The organism is Curtobacterium oceanosedimentum, from assembly GCF_020297365.1.
In the GTDB taxonomy this organism is placed as follows: Bacteria; Actinomycetota; Actinomycetes; order Actinomycetales; family Microbacteriaceae; genus Curtobacterium.
This window is the reverse complement of sequence record NZ_JAIXIG010000020.1, coordinates 45596-69649: the sequence shown is the minus strand read 5'-3', so window position 1 is coordinate 69649 and position 24054 is coordinate 45596. Positions and strand designations below refer to the sequence as shown.

General features: G+C 72.4%; 24 protein-coding genes and 2 tRNA genes. 21 read left to right on the top strand and 5 right to left on the bottom strand.

What is annotated here, in order from left to right; genetic code table 11:
- Positions 1–58: 58 nt before the first annotated feature.
- The 7 genes from LEL83_RS10585 (at position 59) to LEL83_RS10555 (ending at position 3383) form a co-directional block, all read left to right on the top strand.
- Positions 59–694, top strand: coding sequence for an MBL fold metallo-hydrolase (locus LEL83_RS10585; RefSeq protein WP_225558775.1), 636 nt, complete (start codon positions 59–61; stop codon positions 692–694).
- 92 nt (positions 695–786) lie between these two features.
- A tRNA-Glu gene (locus tag LEL83_RS10580) sits at positions 787–862 on the top strand.
- 35 nt (positions 863–897) lie between these two features.
- Positions 898–973, top strand: a tRNA-Glu gene (locus tag LEL83_RS10575).
- 118 nt (positions 974–1091) lie between these two features.
- Entirely contained in the window at positions 1092–1892 is an 801-nt protein-coding gene (locus LEL83_RS10570) for a DNA-formamidopyrimidine glycosylase family protein (RefSeq protein ID WP_225558774.1), read from the top strand.
- Positions 1893–1930: 38 nt separating this feature from the next.
- Complete coding sequence (locus LEL83_RS10565) at positions 1931–2395, top strand: fluoride efflux transporter FluC (RefSeq protein WP_225558773.1); 465 nt, start codon at positions 1931–1933, stop codon at positions 2393–2395.
- Complete coding sequence (crcB, locus tag LEL83_RS10560) at positions 2392–2781, top strand: fluoride efflux transporter CrcB (RefSeq protein WP_225558772.1); 390 nt, start codon at positions 2392–2394, stop codon at positions 2779–2781. Before LEL83_RS10565 ends, crcB begins: the two co-directional genes overlap by 4 nt.
- Entirely contained in the window at positions 2778–3383 is a 606-nt protein-coding gene (locus tag LEL83_RS10555; protein ID WP_198656170.1) for a histidine phosphatase family protein, read from the top strand. The genes crcB and LEL83_RS10555 overlap by 4 nt, the downstream gene beginning before the upstream one ends.
- Before the next feature lie 68 nt (positions 3384–3451).
- Here LEL83_RS10555 and LEL83_RS10550 read toward each other — a convergent pair whose 3' ends face one another.
- Positions 3452–4519, bottom strand: a complete 1068-nt coding sequence (locus LEL83_RS10550) for an FUSC family protein (protein WP_225558771.1) — start codon at positions 4517–4519, stop codon at positions 3452–3454.
- Between the two features lie 235 nt (positions 4520–4754).
- On the opposite strand from LEL83_RS10550, the gene leuC reads away from it, so the two are divergent.
- The 6 genes from leuC to LEL83_RS10520 all read left to right on the top strand — a co-directional run bounded on the left by leuC (position 4755) and on the right by LEL83_RS10520 (position 11263).
- Positions 4755–6212 (top strand): 3-isopropylmalate dehydratase large subunit, encoded by a 1458-nt coding sequence (leuC, locus tag LEL83_RS10545; protein WP_225558770.1) that lies wholly within the window; start codon positions 4755–4757, stop codon positions 6210–6212.
- Entirely contained in the window at positions 6212–6808 is a 597-nt protein-coding gene (gene leuD / locus LEL83_RS10540; RefSeq protein ID WP_225558769.1) for a 3-isopropylmalate dehydratase small subunit, read from the top strand. Before leuC ends, leuD begins: the two co-directional genes overlap by 1 nt.
- Positions 6808–8175 (top strand): UDP-N-acetylglucosamine 1-carboxyvinyltransferase, encoded by a 1368-nt coding sequence (murA, locus tag LEL83_RS10535; RefSeq protein WP_198656166.1) that lies wholly within the window; start codon positions 6808–6810, stop codon positions 8173–8175. The genes leuD and murA overlap by 1 nt, the downstream gene beginning before the upstream one ends.
- A gap of 31 nt (positions 8176–8206) precedes the next feature.
- Positions 8207–9031, top strand: coding sequence for a lysophospholipid acyltransferase family protein (locus LEL83_RS10530; RefSeq protein WP_225558768.1), 825 nt, complete (start codon positions 8207–8209; stop codon positions 9029–9031).
- 79 nt (positions 9032–9110) lie between these two features.
- Positions 9111–10124 carry an NAD(P)H-dependent glycerol-3-phosphate dehydrogenase gene (locus LEL83_RS10525; RefSeq protein ID WP_225558778.1) on the top strand — a complete coding sequence of 338 codons (1014 nt, stop codon included), beginning with the start codon at positions 9111–9113 and terminating at the stop codon, positions 10122–10124.
- A gap of 56 nt (positions 10125–10180) precedes the next feature.
- Positions 10181–11263 (top strand): D-alanine--D-alanine ligase family protein, encoded by a 1083-nt coding sequence (locus LEL83_RS10520; protein ID WP_225558767.1) that lies wholly within the window; start codon positions 10181–10183, stop codon positions 11261–11263.
- Positions 11264–11278: 15 nt separating this feature from the next.
- On the opposite strand, the gene LEL83_RS10515 is transcribed toward LEL83_RS10520, so the two are convergent.
- Positions 11279–11764 carry a DUF3515 family protein gene (locus LEL83_RS10515; protein WP_225558766.1) on the bottom strand — a complete coding sequence of 162 codons (486 nt, stop codon included), beginning with the start codon at positions 11762–11764 and terminating at the stop codon, positions 11279–11281.
- Between the two features lie 24 nt (positions 11765–11788).
- Here LEL83_RS10515 and thiL point away from each other — a divergent pair, with 24 nt between their 5' ends.
- Entirely contained in the window at positions 11789–12784 is a 996-nt protein-coding gene (gene thiL, locus LEL83_RS10510; RefSeq protein ID WP_225558765.1) for a thiamine-phosphate kinase, read from the top strand.
- A gap of 33 nt (positions 12785–12817) precedes the next feature.
- Here thiL and LEL83_RS10505 read toward each other — a convergent pair whose 3' ends face one another.
- Entirely contained in the window at positions 12818–13375 is a 558-nt protein-coding gene (locus tag LEL83_RS10505; protein ID WP_198656162.1) for an RsmD family RNA methyltransferase, read from the bottom strand.
- A 97-nt stretch (positions 13376–13472) separates the two neighbouring features.
- On the opposite strand from LEL83_RS10505, the gene LEL83_RS10500 reads away from it, so the two are divergent.
- From LEL83_RS10500 to LEL83_RS10470, 7 genes are all read left to right on the top strand, one after another.
- On the top strand, positions 13473–15701 hold the full coding sequence (locus LEL83_RS10500) for an ATP-dependent DNA helicase RecG (protein ID WP_225558764.1): 2229 nt from the start codon (positions 13473–13475) through the stop codon (positions 15699–15701).
- Between the two features lie 38 nt (positions 15702–15739).
- Positions 15740–16225 carry a pantetheine-phosphate adenylyltransferase gene (coaD, locus tag LEL83_RS10495; protein WP_225558763.1) on the top strand — a complete coding sequence of 162 codons (486 nt, stop codon included), beginning with the start codon at positions 15740–15742 and terminating at the stop codon, positions 16223–16225.
- Positions 16226–16318: 93 nt separating this feature from the next.
- Entirely contained in the window at positions 16319–16918 is a 600-nt protein-coding gene (locus LEL83_RS10490) for a YceD family protein (RefSeq protein ID WP_225558777.1), read from the top strand.
- 55 nt (positions 16919–16973) lie between these two features.
- Positions 16974–17177, top strand: coding sequence for a 50S ribosomal protein L32 (gene rpmF, locus LEL83_RS10485; protein WP_017888273.1), 204 nt, complete (start codon positions 16974–16976; stop codon positions 17175–17177).
- A 13-nt stretch (positions 17178–17190) separates the two neighbouring features.
- Positions 17191–17916 (top strand): ribonuclease III, encoded by a 726-nt coding sequence (rnc, locus tag LEL83_RS10480; protein WP_225558762.1) that lies wholly within the window; start codon positions 17191–17193, stop codon positions 17914–17916.
- Between the two features lie 4 nt (positions 17917–17920).
- A complete protein-coding gene (gene mutM, locus LEL83_RS10475) occupies positions 17921–18892 on the top strand; it encodes a bifunctional DNA-formamidopyrimidine glycosylase/DNA-(apurinic or apyrimidinic site) lyase (protein ID WP_225558761.1) in 972 nt (323 codons plus the stop codon).
- A gap of 31 nt (positions 18893–18923) precedes the next feature.
- On the top strand, positions 18924–22691 hold the full coding sequence (locus LEL83_RS10470; protein ID WP_225558760.1) for an AAA family ATPase: 3768 nt from the start codon (positions 18924–18926) through the stop codon (positions 22689–22691).
- Between the two features lie 196 nt (positions 22692–22887).
- On the opposite strand, the gene LEL83_RS10465 is transcribed toward LEL83_RS10470, so the two are convergent.
- Complete coding sequence (locus LEL83_RS10465) at positions 22888–23046, bottom strand: DUF4175 domain-containing protein (RefSeq protein WP_137767577.1); 159 nt, start codon at positions 23044–23046, stop codon at positions 22888–22890.
- An 83-nt stretch (positions 23047–23129) separates the two neighbouring features.
- Positions 23130–23999, bottom strand: coding sequence for a signal recognition particle-docking protein FtsY (gene ftsY / locus LEL83_RS10460; RefSeq protein ID WP_198656156.1), 870 nt, complete (start codon positions 23997–23999; stop codon positions 23130–23132).
- Positions 24000–24054 lie beyond the last annotated feature (55 nt).

The window sequence follows — 24054 nt, the reverse complement described above, 5'->3', positions numbered from 1 at the left end:
GCGCCGGCCGGCGCGTGAGCGCTGACCGCGGGGCGGGGCGGCGCGTAGGGTCGGCCGCATGGAGGTCACGAAGCTCGAACACGCCTGCCAGGTCCTGCGGGAGGGCGACGCGCGACTGGTCCTCGACCCCGGGGGCTTCACCCGTCCGGTCGACGCCACCGGTGTGGTCGCGGTCGTCGTCACGCACGAACACCCCGACCACGTCACGCCCGACCAGGTGCGCCGCATCCTCGACGCGAACCCGGACGCCGTCGTCATCGGCCCCGCGGGCGTCCGCGCCGCGCTCGCCGACGCGGACATCGCGGTCGACGTGGTGACCGACGGCGACCACCGCACGGTCGGCCCGTTCTCGCTCGACTTCCACGGCACGCGGCACCAGCTCATCCACTCGTCGGTGCCGATCGTCGACAACACCGGCGTGCTCGTGGACGGCCGCCTGTTCCACCCCGGCGACTCGTACACCGATCCCGGCGTGCCGGTCGAGCTGCTCGCGGCACCGGTCGGGGCGCCCTGGCTGAAGGTCGCCGAGATGATGGACTACGTCGCCGCGCTCGCGCCGACGCGGGCGTTCCCGATCCACGAGGCCACGCTGTCCGACGTCGGGTACCAGGCGCACACGGCGCGACTGCGGGAGGCCGTCGAGCCCCACGGGTCCCTCGTGGTGCTCCGTCCGGGGGAGTCCCTGACGTTCTAGACCGGCGGCCCGGAGGCGCGGCACACCCGGGCGACACGCCCCGTTTTGGTACGCGTGCACGGCGTGTGCCATACTTGTCGAGTTGTCGGAACGGCCCCATCGTATAGCGGCCTAGTACGCTGCCCTCTCACGGCGGTAACGCGGGTTCGAATCCCGCTGGGGTCACCACAGGTGGCTAGCCTCCGAGTCCGACAACATGCCGCGGCCCCATCGTATAGCGGCCTAGTACGCTGCCCTCTCACGGCGGTAACGCGGGTTCGAATCCCGCTGGGGTCACCAGCACGAAGCCCTCCGGTCCGCCGGGGGGCTTCCGTCGTTCCGGATCACGTCCGTCGGAGCTCGACGTCGCGTCCGTCCGTGCCCGCGCGGTGTCGGTCGTCGTGGCTACCGTGATCGCATGCCAGAGGGCGACTCGGTCCACCGCCTCGCCGCACGCCTGCGGCAGGTCGACGGTGCCGTCGTGCTGCGCGGCGAGCTCCGCGGCGGTGACGCCGCCGGTCGCAGCCTGGCGGGGCGCCGGATCCTGGGACACGACACGCACGGCAAGCACCTGCTCACCCGGTTCGACGACGGCACCACGCTGCACACCCACCTGCGCATGCAGGGGTCGTGGACGCTCACCGCTGCCGGTCGTCGCCTGCCCGTCCACGCCGCACGGGACGCCCGGGTCCGCATGGCGTTCGACGACGGTCGCACCCTGTGGGGCCTGTCGCTCCCGGTCGTCGAGCACGTCGCGACCGCCGACGTCCCGCGCGTGCTCGCGCACCTCGGTCCGGACCTGCTGCACGACCCGTTCGACGCAGCGGACGCCGCCGACCGGCTCGCCGCACGCCCGGACCGTGCCGTCCGCGCGGCGCTCCTCGACCAGCGGAACGTGGCTGGGCTCGGCAACCTCTGGGTGAACGAGCTCTGCTTCCTCCGCGGAGCGCACCCGGACACCCCGGTCGACCGGGTGGACGTCGACGCGCTGCTCGTGCTCGCGCGCCGGATGCTCCTGCACTCGGCGACCGTGCCGGCGGCGTACCAGGTCACCACGGGGCGGACCCGCCGCGGCGAACGGCACTGGGTCGTGGGTCGCGCCGGTCGCCCGTGCCTGCGCTGCGGCACCGCCGTGGTCGCACGCGACGACGTCGAGCGGGTGGGGTCGCCACCGCGTCGGGTGTGGTGGTGCCCGCGGTGCCAGCCGGTGGTCCGCTGAGCAGTCCGCCGCCGTGCCGGGCGAGTAGCCTGATCGCCGTGCGCGACGACCGACCCCTGCACCTGCGCTGGCGGCTCGTCCTCCTCGTCGCCCTCGGTGGCGCGGTCGGCACCGCGGCACGTGCGCTGCTCGCCGCGGCGTTCCCCCCGCACGACGGCATCAGCTGGGTGGTCCTCGGCATCAACGTCGTCGGAGCGTTCTGTCTCGGACTGCTGCTCGACGCGCTCGCCCGCCGTGGCCCGGACGTCGGTCGTCGGCGCGGCGTCCGCCTGCTGGTCGGGACGGGCGTCCTGGGCGGGTTCACGACGTACAGCACCCTGGCCGACGACACGGCGCGGCTCCTCGACGCCGGTCGGTGGGGCGCCGGCTCCGGGTACGCGCTGCTGTCCGTGGTGCTTGGACTCGTGGCCGTCGTGCTCGGCACGTGGGTCGCGCGGCGGACCAGCCCGCGACCAGCCTGCCCGGGAGCGCGACCGAGCCGACCGCACGGGGACACGCCGTGAACCTCCTCGAACTGCTGCTCGTCACCGTCGGCGGGGGCGCAGGCGCCGCACTCCGCTTCGTGCTCGACGGCGCGGTCAGGACGCGCCTCGCACGCACCCGCGCCGCCGGGTTCCCCCTCGCCACGGTGCTCATCAACGTGTCCGGCTCGCTCGTGCTGGGCCTGCTGACGGGGCTCGGTCAGGCGGGCACCATCCCGTCCTCCGTGGTCGTGGTGCTCGGGACGGGCATGATGGGTGGGTACACGACGTTCTCGACGGCGAGCGTCGAGACCGTACAGCTCCTCCGATCCGGCAAGCCCCGGCTCGCCGTCCTGAACGGCCTCGGGATGCTCGTCGTCTCGGTCGGCGCGGCTGCGCTCGGCCTCTGGCTCGGAAGGAACACATGACCTCGGAACGCCCCGGCGAACTCGTCCTCGTCCGTCACGGAGAGACGGAGTGGTCGAAGAGCGGACAGCACACCGGCCGCACCGACATCCCGCTCACCGAGAACGGCGTCGAGCAGGCCCAGCGCGCCGGCAGGTACCTCGCCGACCGCTCGTTCGCGCTCGCACTGTCGAGCCCGCTGCAGCGCGCCCGGGACACCGCGCACCTGATCGGCGTAGAGCCGGAGCTCGACGAGGACCTGTACGAGTGGGACTACGGCGCGTACGAGGGCCTGACCACGCCGCAGATCAAGGTGCTGCGGCACGGGCCGTGGGACCTGTGGACCGACGGCGTGCCCGCGGGTGACACCCCGGGGGAGAGCGCCGCCGAGGTCCGGGTCCGCGTCGAGCGCATCCTGAACCGCGCGCGACCGGTGCTCGCCGAGGGGCACGACGCCGTGTTCGTCGCCCACGGGCACGTGCTCCGTGCGCTCGGTGCCGCGTGGATCCGGCTCGCGCCGCAGGACGGTGCGGTGCTGAAGCTCGGTACGGCGTCGGTCAGCATCCTCGGCTACGAGCACGGCCGCCCCGTGATCGACGCCTGGAACATCCAGCCGCGCGACTGACCGGGCGGCTCGACCGTCTGCCGACTGCCGGGAGGCCCGTGGCGACGCCGCCACGCACCTCGCGGCCGTCAGACGGTCGGGATCGCGCTGGTGGCGCCGAGCGGCCGCCCGCGCCGGCGCTCCACGGCCCGCCCGACGACCAGCAGCCCGACGCTCACCACGGCGCCGAGCACGGTCTGCGCGATGCGGTCGAGGGCCAGCAACTCCGGTGCCTCGGGCACGCTCAGCCACGACACCGCCAGCGCCAACGGGGTCAGGAACAGCAGGCAGACGGCGTAGTACCGCGCCACGAAGATCTCGGCGAAGAACTGTCCCACCACGGCGATGACGACGATCCACCACGCCGACGGCTCGAGCAGCAGGATCCCCACCGCGATCACGGTGCCGCCGACCGTGCCCACGACGCGCTGCCCGGCACGGGCCACGGTGTGCCGCTGCCGGAGCGCCGGCAGGGTCGAGACCACGGCGATCACCGCCCAGTACGGGTGCCCGAGCACCGGGATCGACTCGGCGACCCCGCCGGCCACGAGCGCCCCGACCACGTTCAGCGCCACGGTCTCCCACAGCGCCGGCGTGCGCAGGACGGCCAGGGTGCGGTGCTTCCGTCCGGACAGGGGCCGGAACCGGTGCGGCGCGTGGGGGTGGAACACGCGGCGGAGCACCAGGCCCGACATCGCGACGAGCCACGCCCACACCACCGAGCCGAGGATGATCGTCGCGACGAGCGGCAGGTCGGACGGCCGGACCGGCACGAGCGCCGACACGACGAACGCGAAGACCGGGAAGATCGGCTGCGCGGGGATGGTCCGGAGCACGGAGAGCGTGCACACCGCCACGACGAGCACCACGACGAGCCCGACGGCCTGCAACCAGAGCTGCGACCCGGCCAGCGCGACCCCGACGCCGGCGGCCATGCACAGGGTCTGCAGCAGGCCGGCGACCCCGGTGGTGACGGCGCGCTGCCGGTACGGCTCCGTGGCGCCGAAGATGGCGGTGAACCCGGCGAACACCGCGAACGCCGCGTACTCGGGCAGGTCGAGCGCGATGAGCAGGGCGAGCGGGGCGCCCCCGGCGATCGCGGCGCGTGCTGCGCCCTCCAGGTTGGTCGTGCGGGCGGAGTGTGCAGCTGTCGTCATGTCGCGACCATCCTCCCACCGCGACGGGTGTCGGGGAGCCGGGATGGGCCTCCCGGCCGGTGCGACGGGCGTGACGCGGCTTGCGCGACGGACCGGACGCGGCGCCCATGCCGGGCGTGATGCAGCACGCACAGCGAGCGCGGCGGGGCGTGGCACGCGTTGGTATACCAATGGTAGGGTCGCCTGATCGTGCCGCGGTCGCGGTGCACCGACGATGACGAGGAGGGCCGAGCCGATGGGAAAGACGCTCGCCGAGAAGGTGTGGGACGACCACGTCGTGGTCAAGGGTGAGGACGGCAACCCCGACCTGCTGTACATCGACCTCCACCTCGTGCACGAGGTCACGAGCCCCCAGGCCTTCGACGGCCTGCGCCAGGCCGGTCGCCCGGTCCGGCGCCTCGACCTGACCATCGCGACCGAGGACCACAACACCCCGACCCTCGCCATCGACCGCCCCATCGCGGACCCGACCAGCCGGATCCAGATCGAGACGCTGCGCCGCAACTGCGAGGAGTTCGGTGTGCGCCTGCACTCGCTGGGCGACAAGGAGCAGGGCATCGTCCACGTCGTCGGCCCGCAGCTCGGCCTGACCATGCCCGGCATCACCGTCGTCTGCGGCGACTCGCACACCAGCACGCACGGGGCGTTCGGCGCGATGGCGTTCGGCATCGGCACGTCCGAGGTCGAGCACGTCCTGGCCACGCAGACCCTGCCGCTCAAGCCCTTCAAGACCATGGCGATCACGGTCGAGGGCACGCTGCGCCCGGGCGTCACGGCGAAGGACATCATCCTCGCCGTCATCGCGGAGATCGGCACGGGCGGCGGGCAGGGCTACGTGCTCGAGTACCGCGGTTCGGCGATCCGCGCGCTCTCGATGGAGGGCCGCATGACCATCTGCAACATGTCGATCGAGGCCGGCGCCCGCGCGGGCATGGTCGCGCCCGACCAGACCACGTACGACTACGTGCAGGGCCGCGACCACGCCCCGACCGGCCAGGACTGGGACGACGCCGTCGCGTACTGGGACACCCTGGCGACCGACGACGACGCCGTGTTCGACGCCGAGGTGTTCATCGACGCCGACGAGCTCGAGCCGTTCGTGACGTGGGGCACGAACCCCGGTCAGGGCGTGTCGCTGTCCGAGACCGTGCCCTCGCCTGCTGACTTCGAGGACCCGAACGACCAGGCGGCGGCGTCCCGCGCGCTCGAGTACATGGACCTGGCGGCCGGCACCCCGATGAAGGACATCGCCGTCGACGCCGTCTTCATGGGGTCCTGCACGAACTCGCGCATCGAGGACCTGCGGGCCTTCGCGTCGATCATCCAGGGGCGGCAGAAGGCACCGGGCGTGCGCGTCATGGTGGTGCCCGGTTCCGCCCGCGTCCGGCTCGAGGCCGAGGCCGAGGGGCTCGACGTCGTCATCAAGGAGTTCGGCGCCGAGTGGCGGTTCGCCGGCTGCTCGATGTGCCTCGGCATGAACCCCGACCAGCTCGCGCCGGGGGAGCGCTGCGCCAGCACGTCGAACCGCAACTTCGAGGGGCGCCAGGGCAAGGGCGGCCGCACCCACCTGGTGTCGCCGCTCGTCGCCGCCGCCACCGCCGTGCGCGGCACGCTGTCCAGCCCGTGGGACCTGGCGACCGACGACGAGATCGCGGCGGCGACGTCCGCCACCGCCACCGAGGGGACCTTCTGATGGACAAGATCACCACCGTCACCGGCATCGCCGCACCGCTCGAGCGGTCGAACGTCGACACCGACCAGATCATCCCAGCGGTCTACCTCAAGCGCGTCACGAAGACCGGCTTCGAGGACGCCCTGTTCTCCGGGTGGCGTCAGGACCCCGCGTTCGTGCTGAACCAGCCCGAGTACCAGGGTGCCCGGGTGCTCGTCGCCGGACCGGACTTCGGGACGGGGTCGAGCCGTGAGCACGCGGTCTGGGCGCTCCGCGACTTCGGGTTCCGGGTCGTCGTGTCGTCCCGCTTCGCGGACATCTTCAAGGGGAACGCCGGCAAGCAGGGCCTGGTCACCGCGATCGTGACCGAATCGGAAGTCGAGCGCCTGTGGGCCGCCATCAAGGCGCACCCGGGGATCGAGGCGACGGTCGACCTCGTGACGCAGCGCGTGTCGCTCGGGGATGTGGACGTCCCCTTCGAGATCGACGCCTACACTCGTTGGCGGTTGATGGAAGGGCTCGACGACATCGGGCTCACCCTCCGTGACGAGACCGCGATCACGGAGTTCGAATCCCGCCGCTCCAGTTGGCGGCCGAAGACATTGCCGGTGAAGTAGTGAACTCTCTCGTACAGGACGCAGCAGCCGCAGGGGCGCGCGTGGGCCTCAAGTCGGACGAGATCGTCATCCGCGGGGGCAAGCCCCTGGTGGGACGCATCGAGGTCCGCGGGGCGAAGAACCTCGCGACGAAGGCCATGGTGGCCGCGCTCCTCGGCGACACCCCGTCGATCCTCAAGGACGTGCCGGACATCTCCGACGTCAAGGTCGTCCGCGGCCTGCTCGAGGTGCACGGTGTGCGCGTCACCGATCCTGCACGAGGCGAACTCATCCTCGACCCGTCCCGTGTCGAGTCGGCGCACTTCGCCGAGATCGACGCCCACGCCGGCTCGAGCCGCATCCCGATCCTGTTCTGCGGCCCGCTGCTGCACAAGCTCGGCGAGGCGTTCATCCCCGACCTCGGCGGCTGCCGCATCGGCGACCGTCCGATCGACTTCCACCTCGACGCGCTGCGCGCCATGGGTGCCGTCGTCGACAAGCAGCTGAACGGCATTCACCTCACTGCTCCGAACGGCCTCAAGGGCGCGCACATCGAGCTGCCGTACCCGAGCGTCGGCGCGACCGAGCAGGTCCTGCTGTCGTCGGTCCTGGCCGAGGGCGTCACCGAGCTCCGCAACGCGGCGATCGAGCCCGAGATCATGGACCTCATCGCGATCCTGCAGAAGATGGGCGCGATCGTCACGGTCGAGCCGAGCCGGACGATCTTCATCGAGGGCGTCGCGAGCCTGCGCGGGTACACGCACCGGGCGATCAACGACCGCAACGAGGCCGCCAGCTGGGCCTCCGCCGCGCTCGCGACGAACGGCGACATCTTCGTCGAGGGCGCGAAGCAGCAGGAACTCATGACGTTCCTCAACGTCTTCCGCAAGGTCGGCGGCGGCTTCGACATCCAGGAGGACGGCATCCGGTTCTACCGGGAGCTCGAGACCCTCAAGCCCGTCGTCATCGAGACCGACGTGCACCCCGGCTTCATGACGGACTGGCAGCAGCCGCTCGTCGTCGCACTCACCCAGGCCGAGGGCACGAGCATCGTGCACGAGACCGTGTACGAGAACCGGTTCGGCTTCACCGAGGCGCTCAACGAGATGGGTGCCGACATCGTCGTGCACAAGGAGGGCCTGCCCGGCCACGACCGCCGTGTCGCCCGTCGCCCCTTCGAGCAGGCCGCGGTCATCACCGGCCCGACCACGCTGCACGCCGCGAACGTGCGCGTCCCCGACCTGCGTGGCGGGTTCAGTCACCTCATCGCGGCGCTGACCGCCGAGGGCGAGTCGCACATCACCAACGTCGGCATCATCAGCCGCGGCTACGAGCACTTCATCCCGAAGCTGCGCAAGCTCGGCGCCGACTTCGACTTCGCGGGCTAGACGCGTGTCGTCATCGCGATCGGGCGACGACGTGTCGCCTCGCAGCGACGGTGACGGCCTGGAGGCCCGGCGTGCGTCCGCCACTGACGTCACCACGGGCCTCCCGGTCCCGGGGCGCCGGTGGCGCCGCGGTGAGCTGAACACGGCCTTCCGCATCGTCGCCTCGATCGTCATCCCGACGTTCCGGTTCTCCGCGCGCTACCACTGGCACGGCCCGAACCGCCTGCCGGCGGAGGGCGCGTTCGTGCTCGCGCCGAACCACTTCACGAACATCGACCCGCTCGTGGTCGGCACGGCGGTGTACCTGAGCCGGCGTGCGCCCCGCTTCCTGGCGAAGGCGTCGCTGTTCAAGGTCCCCGTCGTCGGCAAGCTCATGTCGGGCATGGGGCAGATCCCCGTCGAGCGGTCCGGCCGGACCCGCTTGAGCGACCCGCTCGGTGGCGGACGGTCGCTCGTCGAGCAGGGCGGGGCGATCATCGTCTACCCCGAGGGCACGCTGACCCGCGATCCCGACCTGTGGCCCATGCGCGGCAAGACCGGGGCGGCGCGGATCGCGCTCGAGAACGACGTGCCGCTCGTGCCGATGGCGCACTGGGGCACGCAGCACATCATGGCGCGGTACGGCAAGAAGCTCCGGCTGTTCCCGCCGTCCCGGGTCGACGTCGTCGTCGGGGACCCGATCGACCTGTCGGCGTACCGCGGTCGGCCGATCGACCAGCAGACCCTGCTCCAGGTGACCGAGGTCCTGATGAGCCGCATCACCGCGCTGCTCGAGGAGCTCCGCGGCGAACCGGCTCCGGCCACCCGCTGGGACCCGGCCGCCAACAACCAGAAGGAGACCGGCAGGTTTGAGTGACCTCCGACCGCACGACGACCGACCCGACCCCGCCGCCGCGGCACCCGGGGCCTTCGACACCGCCGCCATCCGGGTGGTGATGCAGTCCGCCGACAAGCCGCGTGTCGCCGTCATCGGTGCCGGCAGCTGGGGGACCACCTTCGCGAAGGTGCTGGCCGAGGGCGGTGCCTCCACCGTGCTGTGGGCGCGCCGACCCGAGGTGGCCCGCGAGATCACCGAGACGAAGCGCAACTCCGACTACCTGCCCGGCATCAACCTGCCGCGCACCCTCACCGCGTCGACGTCCCTGTCCGCCGTGCTGTCGGGGGCGGAGCAGGTGTACGTCTCGGTGCCGTCGCAGACCCTGCGGTCGAACCTCGACGCCATCAAGGAGCTGCTGCCCGATGGCGTCCCCGTCGTCAGCCTGATGAAGGGCGTCGAGAAGGCGACCGGTCTGCGGATGAGCGAGGTCCTGCTGCAGGGCCTCGGCATCGACCAGGACCGCATCGCCGTCGCGAGCGGCCCGAACCTGGCGCTCGAGATCGCCCGTCGGCAGCCCACCGCCGCCGTGGTGTCGTCGTCGAGCGCGGACACCGCGACCGCCGTCGCCGCCGTCGCGACGAACCCGTACTTCCGGTCGTTCACGAACACCGACGTCATCGGCACCGAGTTCGGCGGCGTGCTGAAGAACCTCATCGCGGTCGCGATCGGCATCGTCGACGGGGTCGGCTACGGCGAGAACACCAAGGCGTCGATCATCACGCGCGGGCTCGCCGAGATGACCGAGTTCGCGGTGTCCCTCGGCGCGCAGCCGTCCACGCTGTCCGGGCTGGCCGGCCTGGGCGACCTCATCGCCACCTGCCAGTCGCCGCTGTCGCGGAACAACACCGCCGGCCGGCTGCTGGGCCAGGGGTACCGGTTCGACGAGGTGGTGCGCCAGATGGACCAGACCGCAGAGGGGCTGGCATCCGTCGCGCCGATCCTCGAGCTCGCCGCCGCGAACGGCGTCGACATGCCGATCGTCAGCCAGGTCGGCGAGGTGCTCGCCGGTAGGCTCGATCCGCGCAACATCGCGCCGCACCTCACCGAGACCGACGAGCCCCAGGGCGAGTGACCGGTCCCGCACCGAGTCACGAAGGGACTCCCGTGCCCACGATCCCCGAGGGAACCATGCCCACGACCACCGTCGCCGTGCTCTTCGGCGGGCGGTCGAGTGAGCACGAGATCAGCTGCGTGACGGCCGGCGGCATCATGGACGTCGTCGACCGGGGCGAGTACCTGGTCGTCCCGATCGGCATCACGCGCGACGGTGCCTTCACCCTGCAGCCCGACGACCCGGCGCAGTGGACGATCCAGGACGGCGTGCTGCCGACGGTGCCCGACAACGGCACGCGCATCGCGTTCCCGACGTCGCCCGCCACCAACGAGCTCGTCGTCTCGCACCCCGACGGCACCGTGTCGATGATCGAGGTCGACGTGGTGTTCCCGATCCTGCACGGCCCGTTCGGCGAGGACGGCACGATCCAGGGCATGCTCGAGATCGCCGGTCTGCCGTACGTCGGCGACGGGGTGCTCGCGAGTGCCCTGGCGATGGACAAGCACGTGGCGAAGGCCGTGCTCGAGCACGCCGGGCTGCGGGTCGCGCCGTGGAGCACCGTGCTCCGCCGGCAGTGGGCCGCCGACCCGGACGGCGTCGCCGGGGCGGTCGCCGCGCACGGCTGGCCGCTGTTCGTGAAGCCCGCCCGCGCCGGGTCGAGCATGGGGGTCTCGCGCGTCGACGACCCCTCGCAGCTCGCCGCCGCGATGGACCTGGCCTTCGAACACGACTCCAAGGTCATCGTCGAACCCCGCGTGGTCGGCCGCGAGGTCGAGGTCGCCGTGCTCGAGGGGCGCGACGGCGTGCCGCGCACGAGCCTGCCCGGCGAGATCGTCGTGCCCGACGAGGGGTTCTACGACTTCGCGTCGAAGTACCTCGGCGGTGACGAGTCGCTGCTCTGCCCCGCGCCCCTGACCGCGGCGCAGACCGACGAGATCCGGTCGATCGGCGCGCGCGCCTTCGAGGCGATCGGCGGGGCCGGGCTGGCGCGGGTCGACTGCTTCCTGACCGAGGACGGCTTCGTCGTGAACGAGGTCAACACCATGCCCGGGTTCACGCCCCTGTCGATGTACCCGCGCTGCTGGGCGGCGTCCGGCGTCTCGTACGGCGAACTCGTCACCGAACTCATCGAGCTGGGGCGGGCCGCCGTCCGCTGACCGGCGCGGGCCGCGTCAGCCCTGCACGTCGGACGGGTCGAGGCAGGCGTGACCGTCCTTCGGCAGCGTCGACACCGCGTCGGACAGGTCCTGCACCACCTGTGCGGTGGTCTTCGTCGTGTCGACGACGACCTGCGCCGCGGGGGACCGTCCGAAGGTGGTGAAGACGACCTGGTCGCCCCGGTCGTCGCGGATCCAGTCCACCCCGCCCTGCGAGAAGCACGGCAGGTCGGACACCGTCGGCACGGCGACGCCGCAGTGGTAGATCGCCACCTCGGGATCGCCCCAGGCGGCGGTGGCCTGCGCGTTCGTCGCGCGGAGGGCCGATCCCGAACCGACGGTCTCGGGCAGGCGCACCTGCACGGCGGCGCAGGCGGCGGCGTTCGCCGAGGGGGCTGGGGCCATCGACACCGCGTTCGTGCACCCGGTCAACCCGGCGGCGAGGGCCACGACGGCCCCCACGATCGCGAGGGTGCGAGGGGTGCGGCGCGCGGTGTCCATCGCGGTCCAGGCTACCGTTCTCGTGTGGACGCGACGTACGACGCCTGGGCCGGACCGACCGTCGGGGAGCTCGGCGAACTCGCCGTCCTCGACCGCATCACGAGCCGCCTGCCCGCGGGCACGCCGATCCTCGGTCCGGGCGACGACTGCGCCGTCGTGGCCGCTCCCGACGGCAGCTTCGTCGTGACGACGGACATGATGGTGCACGGCCCGGACTTCCGCTGGGCGTGGTCCTCGCCCGAGGACGTCGGGTGGAAGGCTGCGGCCACGAACCTGTCCGACGTCGCCGCCATGGGGGCGACGCCGAGCGGTCTCGTCGTCGCCATCGCCGCACCCCAGGACACCCCCGCCGCGGTGCTCGAGGGCATCGCGGACGGGTTCCGGCTCGCGGTGGAGGCCCTGGCCCCCGCGTGCGGCGTGGTGGGCGGCGACCTGTCGACGTCGGCCACGTTCACCGTGACCGTCACGGCGTTCGGTGACCCGCACCCGCTCGGACCCGTCCTGCGCTCCGGCGCCCGGCCGGGCGACGTCCTGGCGGTGTCCGGCGAACTCGGACGCGCTGCCCGCGGGCTGGCACGGTTGTTCCGCGACGGTGTCGACCAGGACGGCGAGCCGGACCGCGCGGCCACCGTGGCGAGCGGCGCGGACACGGACCCGGACGTCGGACGGCAGCGCCGACCGGTCCCGCCGATCGCGGACGGCCCGCTCGCGGCCGGGGCGGGGGCGACGGCGATGCTCGACCTGTCCGACGGGCTCGCGATCGACGGGGGCCGGATGGCCCGAGCGAGCCGCGTCACGCTGGAGCTCGACGCCGCGACCGGGTTCGACGACGCCGCCCTGCACGGGGGCGAGGACCACGGGCTGCTCGCGACGTTCCCGGCCGACGGGGCGCTCCCCGGAGGGTTCCGGCGCATCGGGGTCGTGCGGGAACGCGGCGACGCGGACCTCGTGCGCGGCGGGGCACCGGTGCCGACGACCGGCTGGGACCCCTACGCCGACTGGGACGGCGCCGCCGGGTGAGCCCGCACGGGCGGCACGGGCGGCACGGGCGGTTCAGTCCGCGACGGCCTCCCAGGCCACCGTCTCGCCGTAGCTCCGCTTGCTGAACGGCGCGAGCCCGGCGGGCCAGGTCGGTTCGGGGGAGCGCTTGCTCCGCTCCACGACCACCACCGCGTCGGTCGTCAGCTTCGGCACCAGGGTCTCGAGCACCTCGGCCAGCTCGTGCTCCGTGACGTCGTACGGCGGGTCGATGAAGACCAGGTCGAACGTCCGGACCGTGCCGCGCAGGTAGCCGAGCACGGGCTGCGGCTGCACGTCGATCCGCACGCCGGGGATCCGCTGCTGCACGGCCTTCGCGTTCGCCCGGCAGGCCTGCGCTGCCGCCGACGCGCGGTCGACCAGGACCACCTCTGCCGCACCGCGGGACGCCGCCTCGAGCCCGAGTGCTCCCGTCCCCGCGTACAGGTCGGCCACCGACGTGCCCTCGACGAGCCCCCGTGCTTCGAGCGACGAGAACAGCGCCTCGCGCACGCGGTCGCTCGTCGGGCGGGTACCGGACTTCGGCACCCGGAGCGTCAGGGAGCCGGCGGCGCCGGCGATGATGCGGGTCATGGAGCCACCGTACCGGCGCGACGGCTCCGCCCCGGCGTTCTCCACAGGCCGCTCGGGAGGCGCGGGTGGGGTCGGTCGTGCCCGGTACCGTTGGAGCGTGGTCACCTCCGGAACCCCCGCTGCGCCGGCCGCGCCCGACCTCGGTCCGGCGCCGCTCGACGCGCGGCTCGCGAACGTGCTCGGTGGCCGCACGGCGACCGCGATCGAGAAGGCCTTCGGCTACCGCACGGTGGGGGAGTTCCTCGAGCACGCGCCCCGCCGCTACGCCGAGCGTGGGGCACTGACCGCCCTCGACTCGCTCGCGATCGGCGAGCCGGTCACGATCGTGGCCGAGGTGGTCGACGTCCGCGAACGCACCATGCGTGCGCGCCGCGGCTCGATCCTCGAAGCGAAGATCGGCGACGGCAAGGGCCTGCTCACCCTCACGTTCTTCAACCAGGGCTGGCGCACGAAGGACCTCGTGCCCGGCGCCCGGGGCATCTTCTCCGGCAAGGTCAGCGACTACCGGGGCGCCCGGCAGCTCGCCCACCCGGACTACGAGCTGTTCGACCCCGACGACCCCCGCGCCACCGCCGAACCCGGTTCCGACGAAGCGATCCGGTGGTCGCGCCAGCCGATCCCGATCTACCCGGCGACCGCGTCGCTCACGTCGTGGCAGATCGCGAAGTCCATCGGGATCGTCCTCGACACCCTGCCGGACCTGCCCGACCCGGTGCCGGCGTCCGCGCGGTCGCGACTCGACCTCGTGCCGTTCCGCCGCGCCCTCGAGCTGCTGCACCGCCCCGAGAAGGTCGCCGACTTCAAGCGCGCGCAGGACGCCCTGCGCTACCGCGAGGCGTTCGTGCTGCAGACCGCCCTGGTGCAGCGCCGGATCGCAGCGCGGCGCACCGCGGCGACGCCCCGGGTGGCGGCTCCCGGTGGGATCCTCGAGCGCTTCGACGCCTCGCTGCCCTTCACGTTGACCGACGACCAGCGGGCCGTCGGCGCCGACGTCGACCAGGACCTCGCGCGCACCTGGCCCATGCACCGGTTGGTGCAGGGCGAGGTCGGCTCCGGCAAGACCCTCGTCGCGATCCGCGCGATGCTCACCGTGGCAGAGTCCGGCGGGCAGTCCGCGCTCATCGCCCCGACCGAGGTGCTGGCCGCGCAGCACCTGCGGTCCATCGTGAAGTTCCTCGGACCGGACCTGGCCGCCGAGCTCCGACCGGTCATCCTGACGGGCTCCCAGTCCACCGACGAACGCCGGCGCGCCCTGCTGGCAGCGGCGTCGGGCAGCTCGCGGCTGGTCGTCGGCACGCACGCGCTCCTGGGCGACCGGGTGGACTTCGCCGAGCTCGGCCTGGTCGTCGTCGACGAGCAGCACCGGTTCGGTGTGGAGCAGCGCGAGGCCCTCCGGACCAAGGGCGCGACCCCGCCGCACGCGCTCGTCCTCACCGCGACCCCGATCCCGCGCACCGTCGCGATGACGGTCTTCGGCGACCTCGACGTCTCGACCATCACCGGTCTGCCGTCCGGCCGCGCCGGCGTCGAGACCTTCACGGTCCCGCTCGCCGAGCACCCGGGGTGGGAGTCCCGGATCTGGTCGCGGATGGCCGAGGAGCTCGCGAAGGGCCGGCAGGCGTTCGTGGTGTGTCCCGCCATCGACGACGCCCACACCGAGGACGACGGCGAACCCGCGGCGACCGAGGGCGAGGACGACGCCCCGCGGCGCGCACCGGCGACCGTGCTCGCGACCGCCGGGCGGATGCGCACGATGCCCGTGCTCGAGGGGCGCCGGATCGCCGTGCTGCACGGTCGGATGACCGCCGACGAGAAGGACCGCGTGATGACGTCCTTCGCCGCCGGCGACCTCGACGTGCTGGTCGCGACGACCGTGATCGAGGTCGGGGTCGACGTGCCGAACGCGGCGATGATGGCCGTCCTCGACGCCGACCGGTTCGGGGTCTCGCAGCTGCACCAGCTGCGCGGCCGCATCGGTCGTGGGCAGTGGGCGGGCGTGTGCCTGCTCGTCACGACGGCCGAGCTCGAGACCACCTCGCGTGAGCGGGTCGACGCGGTCTCCGCCTCGGACGACGGGTTCGAGCTCGCCCGGGTCGACCTCGAACTCCGACGAGAAGGCGACGTGCTCGGCGAACGGCAGTCCGGTGGACGGTCCTCGCTCAACCTGCTCCGGGTGGTGGAGCACGCCGACCTCATCGTCGACGCGCGCGAAGAAGCCGAGCGCGTGCTCGAGCCCGACCCGGAGCTCGACGGCTCCCCGGCGCTCCGCGACGCCCTGGCCCGGCGCCTGGACGAGTCCGACGTGGCGTTCCTCGGCAAGAACTGACGACGGTCCACCGCAGCGCTGGCGGTATCGTCGCTGGCATGGCGCAGATCGCGGTGGTCCCCGGTTCCTTCGACCCCGTCACCCTCGGGCACCTCGACGTCATCGGTCGTGCGGCGGGCCTGTTCGACGAGGTGCACGTCCTGGTGGTGCACAACCCGGACAAGAAGCCCGCGATGTTCGAGGCGGTCGACCGCGTGCGGCTCATCCGCGAGTCGCTCGTCGAGGTCGGCGCGCCGGAAACCGTGACCGTGGGCGAGTGGACGTCCGGGCTGTTGGTCGACTACTGCCGCCAGGTCGATGCGAAGGTGCTGGTCAAGGGCGTGCGGTCCGGCGAGGACGTCGCCTACGAGACCCCGATGGCGATCATGAACCGCCACCTCGCCGACGTCGAGACGGTGTTCCTGCTGCCGGAGGCCTCGCGGGCGCACGTGTCGAGCTCGCTCATCCGCCAGGTGTCGACCCTGGGGGGCGACGTGACGCCGTACGTGCCGAAGGCGGTCGCGGACGCCCTCGCGGCGCGCTGAGCACGCTCGCTGCACCACCACGTCCGGACACGCCTGTCGCCACCTCGACTCTCGGTCCCGATCGCGCTAGGCTCGTCGATCGTGTCTTCCCCCGTGAACAGCCCCTACGCCCTGCGCGTGCGCGACCTCGCGCACCGGCCGGGCGAGATGCGCGAGCACACGCTCGACATCACGGTGCCCGACGCGATGGGTGCCGGTCTGATCGCCGTCCGACAGGGCGCCGAGCTCCGGATCGACGTCAAGCTCGAGGGGCTGCACGAGGGCGTCCTCGTGTCCGGCCACGCCTCGGCCGACGCGACGGGGGAGTGCTCGCGTTGCCTCATCGAGATCAGCGAACCCATCGAGGTCGATTTCGCCGAGCTGTTCGCGTATGATGCCTCGGAGGATTTCGACTTCTTCGTTCGCGATGACCACGTGGACACCGAACAGGTCGTTCGAGATGCGGTGGTGCTGTCGCTGCCGTTCCAGCCGGTCTGCCGACCGGACTGCCCAGGACTCGACCCGGTGACGGGTGAGCGCCTGGCCGACCTCGGCGAGCAGCCCGCTCGACAGGTCCTGGATCCGCGGTGGGCGGCGCTCAGCGCGGTCCAGCTCGACGACAGCGATGCAGAAGACCGCGCCGCAGACCAGACCGACGGTGACACCACCGCACCGAAGACCACCGAGGGCGAGGAGCGGGCCGAGGCCGAGTAGGCCCCGACACCGCCAGCCCCCGAACCGACCACCGACCAACCGAAAGAGATTCACCATGGCCGTTCCCAAGCGCAAGCAGTCCCGTGCGAACACGCACGCCCGTCGTTCGCAGTGGAAGGCCACGCCGATCCAGCTCGTGAAGACGATCGAGAACGGTCAGGTCACCTACAGCCTCCCGCACCGCGCGAAGGTCGTCGAGGACTCGGCCGGCACCCCCCTGTACATGGAGTACAAGGGCCGCAAGGTCGCCGACGTCTGATCGGACCGAACGCATGTCGACGACGTCCGGCGCTGCGGGGTCTCGCCCCGTGGGGCCGGACGTCGTTCGTCTGCAGGGCATCCTCGGGGTCGGCATCGACCTCGAGCTGCTCCAGCTCGCCCTGACGCACCGCTCGTACGCCTACGAGCACGGGGGCATCAAGCACAACGAGCGCCTGGAGTTCCTCGGCGACTCGATCCTCGGCCAGGCCGTGACCGTGAAGCTCTACCGGTCCTTCCCGGACCTCGACGAGGGTGACCTCGCGAAGCGTCGAGCGAGCCTGGTGTCGACCGTGGCACTGGCCGAGATCGCCCGCATGGTCGGGCTCGGCAGCTACCTGCGCCTCGGCAAGGGCGAGGAGCAGACCGGCGGCCGCGACAAGTCGTCGATCCTGGCCGACACGGTCGAAGCCGTCATCGGCGCGACCTACCTGTCCGCCGGTCCCGACCCCGCGACCGAGCTCGTGCTGCGGCTGGTCGAACCGCTCATGATTGACCCGGACCGCTTCGGCGCCGCGATGGACCCGAAGACGAGCCTGCAGGAGCTCGCGTCGAGCCAGTCCCTCGGCAACCCGGCGTACCGCGTCACCGAGACCGGACCCGACCACGACAAGACCTTCAGCGCGACCGTCGTCCTGCAGGGCGAGGACGTCGCCACCGGGACCGGGTCGAGCAAGAAGGCTGCCGAGATGGCCGCCGCGCTCGACGCCTGGACCCGTCTGTCCGGCCGAGCGGCCTGACCGCGTGCCCGAACTCCCCGAGGTCGAGGTCGTCCGCGCCGGCCTCGAACCCGCCGTCAGCGGTGCGCGGGTCCTGCACGTCGACGTCGTCGACGACCGTGCCCTCACCCGGCACGACGGTCCGTCCGAGGACTTCGCCGAACGGCTGACCGGCCGCACCATCGCCGCCGCGGTCCGCCGGGGCAAGTTCCTCTGGATGCCGCTGCAGCCCGAGCACGACGGCGACCGGCCCGAGGCCCTCGTCGCACACCTCGGCATGAGCGGACAGATCCTGCTCGGCCGCGGTCGACCGGCGGCCAGGCACCGACGGATCCTGATCGACGTGCTGCCGGCGGGGGCCGACCGGACCGGGAACGCCGAAGCCTGCGTCGAGCTCGAGTTCGTCGACCAGCGCACGTTCGGTTCGATGGCGATCGACGCGATGGTCCCGACGGTCGACGGCGCGCCCGCCGGGTTCGGCGGGCAGGTCGACGCGATCGACCCCGATGCGGTGTGGCGCCGGTGGGTGCCCGGGCAGGTGTCGCACATCGCCCGCGACCCGCTCGACCCCGCGTTCGACGACGACCGCTTCACCGCGATGGCCCGCAAGCGTTCGAGCGGCATCAAGCGGGTGCTGCTCGACCAGGGCGTGGTGAGCGGGATCGGCAACATCTACGCCGACGAGTCCCTGTGGGCCGCGAAGCTGCACTACGACCGCGCGGCCGACCGGCTCACCCGCGCCGACCTGCGCCGGCTGCTCGACGAGGTCCGCAGTGTCCTGCGGCGGGCACTCGAGGACGGCGGCACGAGCTTCGACGCGCAGTACGTCAACGTCAACGGGCAGTCCGGGTACTTCTCGCAGCGCCTGAACGTGTACGGGCAGCAGGGGAAGCCGTGCCCGCGGTGTGGCACGACGATCGTGCGCGAGGCGTTCATGAACCGGTCGAGCCACATCTGCCCCGTGTGCCAGCCGCGCCCCCGCGCCCGCACGCGTTAGCCTGGCGCCAACCAGAGCACCCGGAGACCGCATGTACTTGAAGAGCCTGACCATCAAGGGGTTCAAGTCCTTCGCGCAGCCGACGACCTTCGCGTTCGAGCCGGGCGTCACCTGCATCGTCGGTCCGAACGGTTCGGGCAAGTCGAACGTCGTCGACGCCCTCGCCTGGGTGATGGGGGAGCAGGGCGCGAAGACCCTGCGCGGCGGCAAGATGGAGGACGTCATCTTCGCGGGCACCTCGACCCGTGGGCCGCTCGGCCGCGCCCAGGTGCTGCTGACCATCGACAACAGTGACGGCCTGCTGCCGATCGAGTACTCCGAGGTGACGATCTCGCGCACCCTGTTCCGCAACGGCGGCAGCGAGTACGCGATCAACGGCGAGAACTGCCGACTGCTCGACGTGCAGGAGCTGCTGAGCGACACCGGCCTCGGTCGCGAGATGCACGTGATCGTCGGGCAGGGACAGCTCGACAAGGTGCTGCACGCCACCCCGGAGGACCGCCGCGGCTTCATCGAGGAGGCCGCCGGCATCCTGAAGCACCGTCGACGCAAGGAGAAGACCCTCCGCAAGCTCGACGCGATGCAGACGAACCTGACCCGCCTGTCCGACCTGGCCGGCGAGATCCGGCGGCAGCTCAAGCCGCTCGGACGCCAGGCCGAGGTCGCCCGCAAGGCGCAGTCGGTCGCCGCGGTCTTCCGCGACGCCAAGGCCCGCATCCTCGCCGACGACGTGGTGCGCCTGCGCCGCGAGCTGCACGACCACCAGGAGGTCGAAGCCGGCCGGAAGTCCGAGCGGATCGTCCTGACCGAGCGGCTCGACCAGACCCGGGCGCGGCAGCAGCACGTGGAGCAGAGCATGGTCGGCGACGACGTCGACCGCGCCCGCACGGTGGTGCACCGGCTCGAGAGCGTGCAAGAACGCCTGCGCGGCCTGTCGAGTCTGGCGAACCAGCGCCTGATGTTCCTCGCGCAGCAGGCCGACGCCCCGCAGCAGGGCCCCTCCGTCACGCCCGAGCAGGTCGCCGGCGTCCGTGCCGAAGCGGACCGCCTGGCCGCCCGCGCCGACGCGATGCAGGGCGGGTCGGCGGAGACCGCGCGCGCGGTGCAGGACGCCCGTGCCGCGCTCGACGCCCTGGACGAACGGATCGCCGCGCAGGCCGCACGCGTCTCGCAGCACGACCTCGAGGCGCAGCGGCTGTCGAGCGCGGTCGACGTCGCCCGGTCGAGGCGCGGTTCCGCCGTCGCCGACCGCGAGCGGCGGGAGCGTGCACTGAGCGAGGCGGGGGAGCGCGCCGAACGTGCCGCGGCCGCCCTCGCCGAACTCGGCACCGACCCGTCCGAGGGGGTCGACGAGACCGCGCTGGCACGGGACCTCGAGCAGGCCCGCGGCGACCTGGAACGCGCGCAGGCCTCCCGCGACGAGCGCCGGGACCGACTGCACGCCCTGGAACGCGAACGCGACGCCCTGGACGCCCGCGTCACGGCGCTCGCCATGTCGATCGAGGTCCGCGACGGCTCGCAGGCCCTGATCGACGCCGGCCGCGCCGGCATCGTCGGCCGCCTGGCCGACAGCCTGACCGTGGACGCCGGGTACGAGGGCGCGATCGCGACGGCCCTCGAGGGTCTCGCCGACGCCGTCCTCGCCGACGACCGCGGAACCGCGCTCGACGCCGTCGACCACGCCCGCGAAGCGGACCTCGGTCGCATCGACGTCGTGGTCGCGGACGCACCGACGACCCCCACGCAGCTGCCCGACCGGTTGCCCGCGGGCGTCCGTCGTGCGGTCGACCTGGTGCAGGGGCCGCCGGCACTGGCCGCCATCCTGCGCGACACGCTCGTCGCGGACGGCACGAGCGACGCCGCCGACGTCGACCTGGAGGCGCTGCTGACCGCCGCCCCGCAGGCCACGGTCGTCACGCGGTCCGGTGACCTCGTCCGTGCGGTCCGCGTGACCGGCGGCGGGGAGCGCGTGACCTCGCGCATCGAGCTCGCCGCCGAACGCGACGACGCCGTCACCCGGCGCGACGCGATCGCGACGGACGCCGAGGACGCGGCCACGGGCCTCCAGGCCGCGCGCAGCGCCGTCGAGGACGCACGCCGCCGTGCGGACGAGGCCGACGCGGCGTCGCGTGCGTACACGCGGGCGACGGCCGAGTACGACCGCACGAGCGCGTCGACCCGGGCGAAGGCCGAGAACGCCGCTGCCGAGGTGGAGCGACTGCGGGCTGCCCTGGCCGAGACGGACGGTGCCGTCGAGGCGGCCGACGCCGCCCTGGCCGAGGCGGAAGCCGCGTCGCGGACGTTCACCGAGCAGGAGCGCCCGGTGGTCGACGCCTCGGAGCGTCCGGCGCTGCAGGACGCGCTCGAGGCCGCACGTGCGGCGGAGGTCGAGCAGCGCATCCAGGTGGAGACCGTGCGCGAGCGGGTCCGCGCCGAACGGGGCCGTGCCGACCAGCTCGAACGCCAGCTCGAGGCCGAGCGCGCCGCCGCCGAGGAGGCCGCCCGGCTCGCCGTGATCCGCCGCGGGCAGATCCGCACCGCCGAGCAGGTCCTCGCCGACCTGCCCGGGCTGCTCGGCGCCGTCGACCGCTCGCTCGCCGAGGCCCGCGTCCAGCTGGCCACCGAGGAAGCCGAGCGGTCGAAGCGCAACACCGAGCTGCAGACCATCCGCACCGAGGAACGCGAGCTCCGCGACCGGCTGCAGACCATCACGGACGGCGTGCACTCGCTCGAGATGGAGATCTACGAGAAGAAGCTGCACGTGTCCGGCGTGCTCGACCGGGCGCTGAGCGAGCTCGGGCTGACCGAGGCCGTGCTCGTGCGCGAGTACGGGCCGCACGTGCCGGTGCCCGTCGACGTGCTCGTGGACCCCCGGGTGCTGGCGCGGAAGCACCGTGCCGCCGAGCGGGCGGCGGCGGCAGCGGCTGCCGAGGCGGCGGGCGTCCCGGTACCGGACGCAGACGCAGACGCAGGCACGGGGGCAGACGGCGCCGCCCGTCCGGACGACGGTACCGACGCCGACGACGTGGCCCTCGTCGACGCCGAGTCCACCCTGCCCGGCGGCCCCGCCCTGGCCGAGTTCGACACCACCGACGAGGTCGACCCGGCCGACGTCGAGACCGTGCCCTACGTCCGCGCCGAGCAGGAGCGCCGGCTGAAGGCGGCCGAGCGCGACCTCGGGCAGCTCGGCAAGGTGAACCCGCTGGCGCTCGAGGAGTTCCAGGCGCTCGAGCAGCGGCACGCGTTCCTCGCCGAGCAGCTCGAGGACCTGCAGAAGACCCGGACGGACCTGCTGACGATCATCGAGGAACTCGACTCGAAGATGCAGACGATCTTCGAGTCGGCGTTCAACGACACGAAGGACGCCTTCGACGTCATCTTCCCGATCCTGTTCCCGGGCGGCTCGGGGTCGATCACGCTCACCGACCCGACCGACCTGCTCGGCACCGGCATCGACGTGCAGGTGAAGCCCGCCGGCAAGAAGATCGACCGCCTGACGCTGCTGTCCGGCGGTGAGCGGTCCCTGGCCGCGGTGGCGCTCCTCGTCGCGATCTTCACCGCGCGGCCGTCGCCGTTCTACATCATGGACGAGGTCGAGGCGGCACTCGACGACGCCAACCTCGGGCGCCTGCTGACCGTGTTCGAGCGGCTGCGCGAGTCGTCCCAGCTCATCGTCATCACGCACCAGAAGCGCACGATGGAGATCGCCGATGCCCTGTACGGCGTCTCGATGCGGCAGGACGGCGTCTCCGCCGTGGTCGGCCAGCGGGTGCAGCAGCGCGCCGGGGCCGTCGCGTAGCGACGCCGGCGCGGCGCCCGCGTGCTCACGCGCTCACCGACACCGCACGCGCCCTCGGTTCCGTGAGGTGTCGGTCAGCCCGAGGACCGGTCACGCCCGCGACGCCGGGACGCGACCGGACGACAGACGGGAGGCGCGGTGCCAGCTGGCACCGCGCCTCCCGTTCGTTCGTGCGTCCGGAACGGACGCCGGGTCGCTACGCGCGACCGCGGATGCTCCGGAGCAACCAGCCGATGACCGCCAGCAGGATGAGCACGATGCCCACCCAGAGCAGGAACTTCAGCGCACCGACGAAGATGCCGCTGAAGAGCAGGACGAGGCCGACGATGATCGCGATGATCAGCAGTGCGGGCATGAGGGTCTCCTATCCCTGGAACGAGACCGAGCAGATGCCCGGACCGCCGGAGACGCTACTCCTCGGGGTGCGATCGCGTTCGCTCAGCCGACCAGGTTCTGCACGAAGACGTGCGGCGTGAAGCCCGTCAGGTCGTTGATGCCCTCGCCCTGCCCGATGAGCTTGATCGGGATGCCGGTCTTCTCCTGCACGCTGAGCACGAAGCCGGCCTTGGCCGAACCGTCGAGCTTCGTGATGACGAGGCCGGTCACGCCGGCACCCTCGATGAAGGCCTGGGCCTGTGCGAGCCCGTTCTGCCCGGTCGTCGCGTCGAGGACGAGGAGCACCTCGCTGATCTCGGTCTGCTTCTCGACCACGCGCTTGATCTTGGTGAGCTCGTCCATCAGGCCGGCCTTGGTGTGCAGGCGACCCGCGGTGTCGATGACGACGATCTCGGTCTGGTCGCGGATCGCCTTCTCGACGGTCTGGTACGCCACCGACGCCGGGTCCTGCCCGGGCTGCGACGGCCGGACGACGTCGACGCCGGCGCGCTGGGCCCAGGTGGCGACCTGCTCGACCGCTGCAGCGCGGAACGTGTCCGCCGCCCCGACGAGCACCGTGCGGTCGTAGGTCTTCAGGAACTTGGCGAACTTGCCGATGGTGGTGGTCTTGCCGACGCCGTTCACCCCGACCACGAGCACCACGGCGGGACGCGCGCTGAGCTTCAGGGTCGTGTCGAGCTTCGACAGCCGTTCCTCGAGGACCTCGCGGAGCATGCGCTGCAGGTCCGCGGGGTCCGTCGTGCCGTAGCGGTCGACGCGGGCGTGCAGGTCCTCGATGATCGCCTCGGAGACGTCGGGACCGAAGTCCGCGCCGATGAGGGCGGTCTCCAGGTCCTCCCACGTGGTCTCGTCGATCGTCTTGCGCTGGAACAGGCCGCGCAGCCGTGAGGACAGTGACCAGGAACTCGCCATGCTCCCAGCTTAGAGCGCGGCACATGTCCGCCGTGCCCGGTATGCTCGGTGACAC